3 protein-coding genes are annotated in these 3,388 nt (G+C 58.2%); all 3 read right to left on the bottom strand.

What is annotated here, in order from left to right:
* Positions 1 to 481 (bottom strand): FadR/GntR family transcriptional regulator (locus ACRESJ_RS06425; protein WP_431757165.1); only part of this gene is annotated, 481 nt, incomplete at its 3' end.
* 67 nt (positions 482 to 548) lie between these two features.
* A complete protein-coding gene (locus ACRESJ_RS06420) occupies positions 549 to 1,862 on the bottom strand; it encodes a C4-dicarboxylate transporter DctA (protein WP_008004303.1) in 1,314 nt (437 codons plus the stop codon).
* A gap of 267 nt (positions 1,863 to 2,129) precedes the next feature.
* Complete coding sequence (gene glyA / locus ACRESJ_RS06415) at positions 2,130 to 3,383, bottom strand: serine hydroxymethyltransferase (RefSeq protein WP_095942056.1); 1,254 nt, start codon at positions 3,381 to 3,383, stop codon at positions 2,130 to 2,132.
* Positions 3,384 to 3,388: the final 5 nt, after the last annotated feature.

Here is a 3,388-nt window from a genome sequence, read left to right as displayed (position 1 = left end):
TCTGAAAGATCGGGTTGGATGTCAGCGTGAACAGTTCTTCGTGGAACGCGATATAGGCATTCACCCCGGCTTCACTGTCATTGGCTTCCAGGGCTTCGCGCATGTCCATCAGGGTCAGGCGCAGTTGCCCCACTTCCTTGCTGCTGATGGACTGCGCGACCAGGCCGACAATGAACGGCTCAAGGGTGTAGCGAAGTTGCAGCACGTCTTCCAGGCTCGCTGCCGCTACTGCGCTCTCATGGGGCTGGCTGTCGCTGAGGTTGGCTTCCAGTACCACAACGCCTTTGCCCGGCATCGATCGTACTAGGCCGAGGGTTTCCAGCACGGTCACCGCTTCGCGCAGGCTCGGACGGCTGATGCCCAATTGTTCGGCCAGTTCACGTTGTCCCGGCAGCATCTCGCCGGAGCGCCACTGACCACGGGCCAGTGCGGCCCGAAGTTTTTCCACGACTGAATTTACGACGGTCGACGAGGTAATCACTGTTCGCTCCATGAGCATCTGTAACGGTTGTTGGCCGTGCCTGCCCGCAAGCAGGCACGACGTGTAGTCAAAATTCCTGCTGATGAGCCGGGGCCACCGGTTTTCTCGGCTGGAAGGTATAACCCACCTGGCCCGAAAGCACCTTGTTCGCCCGTTGCACATCGATATCTTTTTCCCAGCGAGCGATGGCTACAGTGGCGACGCAGTTGCCGATCAGGTTAGTCAGTGCCCGGCCGATGCCCATGAACCAATCCACCGCCAGCACCAGCACCAGGCCCACAACCGGAATCGCCGGGATCGCCGTCAAGGTGGCTGCCAGAATCACCAGTGCTGAACCTGGAATACCGTGCGCGCCTTTGGAGGTGATCAACGACACCAACAGGATCGTCAGCAAGTCGGTCATGGCCAGCGGTGTACCGGTGGCATTGGCGATGAAGACGATGGCCAGGGTCAGGTAGATCGAGAAACCGTCGAGGTTGAATGAGTAACCGGTAGGAATCACCAGCCCGACCGTTGAGCTGCCGATACCCAGATGTTCAAGCTTGCGCATGATTTGTGGCAGTACGGCATCGGACGAAGCGGTACCCATCACGATCAGCAGTTCTTCGCGCAGATACTTGAGCAATGGCCACATCTTCAAGCCGGACAGGCGCATCACCAGGCCAAGAATCAGCGCCACGAAGGCCACGCAGGTCAGGTAAAACAGGCCAACCAGGCTACCCAGGTGCTGCAGCGAGTCCAGGCCATATTTACTGGTGGTAAAGGCGATCGCACCGAATACACCGATCGGCGCCAGTCGCACGATCATGCCCATGATGCGGAAGATCACGTGGCTCAACTCGTTGATCAACCGGGAGATGCCGGACGCTGCTTCACCCACCAGGTTCAGTGCACTACCGAACAGCACCGAAAACAGCAGGACCTGCAGGATATTGTTATCGGCAAAAGCCCCGATCACAGACGTCGGAATCAGGTCCATCAGGAATTGCGTGGTGGTGTGCATATGCTGACCGCGCTGGGCTATGTCGCCCATGTCAGCTGCGGAAAGCTGCTCCAGATGAATGTTCGCGCCGCTGCCAATGCCGGTGCTGAAGGCGAACACCAGGCCGATCACCAGAGCGATGGTGGTCAGCACTTCGAAGTAAATCACCGATTTCAGGCCAATGCGCCCAACCTTTTTCAGGTCGCCAGCGCCGCTGATGCCGCTGACAACCACGCAGAACACGATCAGGCCGATGAGCATTTTGATCAGCTTGATAAAACCGTCACCGAGGGGTTTGAGCTGAGCGGAGTATTCAGGAAGGGTAAGCCCACAGACGATGCCGAGCACCAGTCCGAGAACCACTTGGAGGAAGATTGAACGCGAGCACCATCTGAGCATGGGAGGAATCCTGGTCGGTGTCCTGGCTGTCGTGCGCATTCGCATCGACTTCAGGACTTAATTATTGTGGTCTTACCGGTATGTCCAGTGCAGGCTCAGTCTAGGGGCTGTTTTTAGGTATTCGCAAGTGAAAATTCAGAAATTGGCATGACCGGTCTTACCAGTTGATGATGAGTCCCGGATTAGAGCCTTTTCCAATTTAAAGAAAGGGCGAAAAAAAACCGGCCATCTCTGGCCGGTTCTTCTCACTGCGATTCAGCGGGCTGATTAAGCACCGTATACCGGCAGCTTCTTGCAGATAGCCTTGACCTTCTCACGAACGGCATCGATCACCGCTTCGTTGTTCAGATCGGCCAGGATGTCGCAGATCCAGCCGGCCAGTTCCTTGCACTCTGCTTCCTTGAAGCCACGAGTGGTGACAGCCGGAGTACCGAAGCGCAGGCCGGAAGTCACGAACGGGGAGCGTGGATCGTTTGGTACGGAGTTCTTGTTCACGGTGATGAACGCTTTGCCCAACGCGGCGTCGGCGTCTTTACCGGAGATTTCCTGCTTGATCAGCGACAGCAGGAACAGGTGGTTCTGAGTACCGCCGGAAACCACGTCGAAACCGCGCTCGATGAAAACGCTGGCCATGGCCTGGGCGTTTTTCACCACTTGTTGCTGGTAAGCCTTGAACTCAGGCTGCAGCGCTTCCTTGAAGCAGATCGCCTTGGCAGCGATCACGTGCTCCAGCGGGCCGCCCTGGGCGCCCGGGAATACCGCGGAGTTCAGCTTCTTCTCGATGTCGGCGTTGGCGCGAGCCAGGATCAGGCCACCACGTGGACCGCGCAGGGTCTTGTGGGTGGTGGTGGTCACCACGTCAGCGAATGGAACCGGGTTCGGGTAGACGCCAGCGGCAACCAGGCCGGCCACGTGGGCCATGTCGACGAACAGGTAGGCACCAACCTTGTCGGCGATTGCACGGAAACGCGGGAAGTCCAGGATCTGCGAGTAGGCAGAGAAACCGGCCACGATCATTTTCGGCTTGTGTTCAACAGCCAGACGCTCGACTTCGTCGTAATCGATCAGGCCGTTGGCGTCGATGCCGTACTGGATGGCGTTGTACAGCTTGCCGGAGGACGAAACGCTGGCACCGTGGGTCAGATGACCACCGTGGGCCAGGCTCATGCCCAGGATGGTGTCACCGGCCGACAGCAGGGCCAGGTAAACGGCGCTGTTGGCCTGGGAGCCAGCGTGCGGCTGAACGTTGGCGTAATCGGCGCCGAACAGTTCTTTTGCACGGTCGATGGCCAGCTGCTCGACCACGTCGACGTACTCGCAACCGCCGTAGTAGCGCTTGCCCGGGTAGCCTTCGGCGTACTTGTTGGTCAGTACCGAGCCTTGAGCTTCCATCACCGCAGGGCTGGTGTAGTTTTCCGAAGCGATCAGCTCAATGTGCTCTTCCTGGCGCTGAGCTTCTTGCTCCATGGCGGCAAAGAGATCGGCGTCGTACTTGGCAATAGTCAAATCACGGCTGAACATGGCGG

This window comes from Pseudomonas sp. (assembly GCF_050739655.1).
In the GTDB taxonomy this organism is placed as follows: domain Bacteria; phylum Pseudomonadota; class Gammaproteobacteria; order Pseudomonadales; family Pseudomonadaceae; genus Aquipseudomonas.
This window is presented reverse-complemented; position numbering and strand designations above follow the sequence as displayed.

What these genes read in the sequence shown, in the direction of transcription:
- ACRESJ_RS06420 (WP_008004303.1), bottom strand. Translation starts at nt 1,862, where the DNA reads ATGCTCAGATGGTGCTCGCGTTCAATCTTCCTCCAAGTGGTTCTCGGA.
- glyA (WP_095942056.1), bottom strand. Translation starts at nt 3,383, where the DNA reads ATGTTCAGCCGTGATTTGACTATTGCCAAGTACGACGCCGATCTCTTT.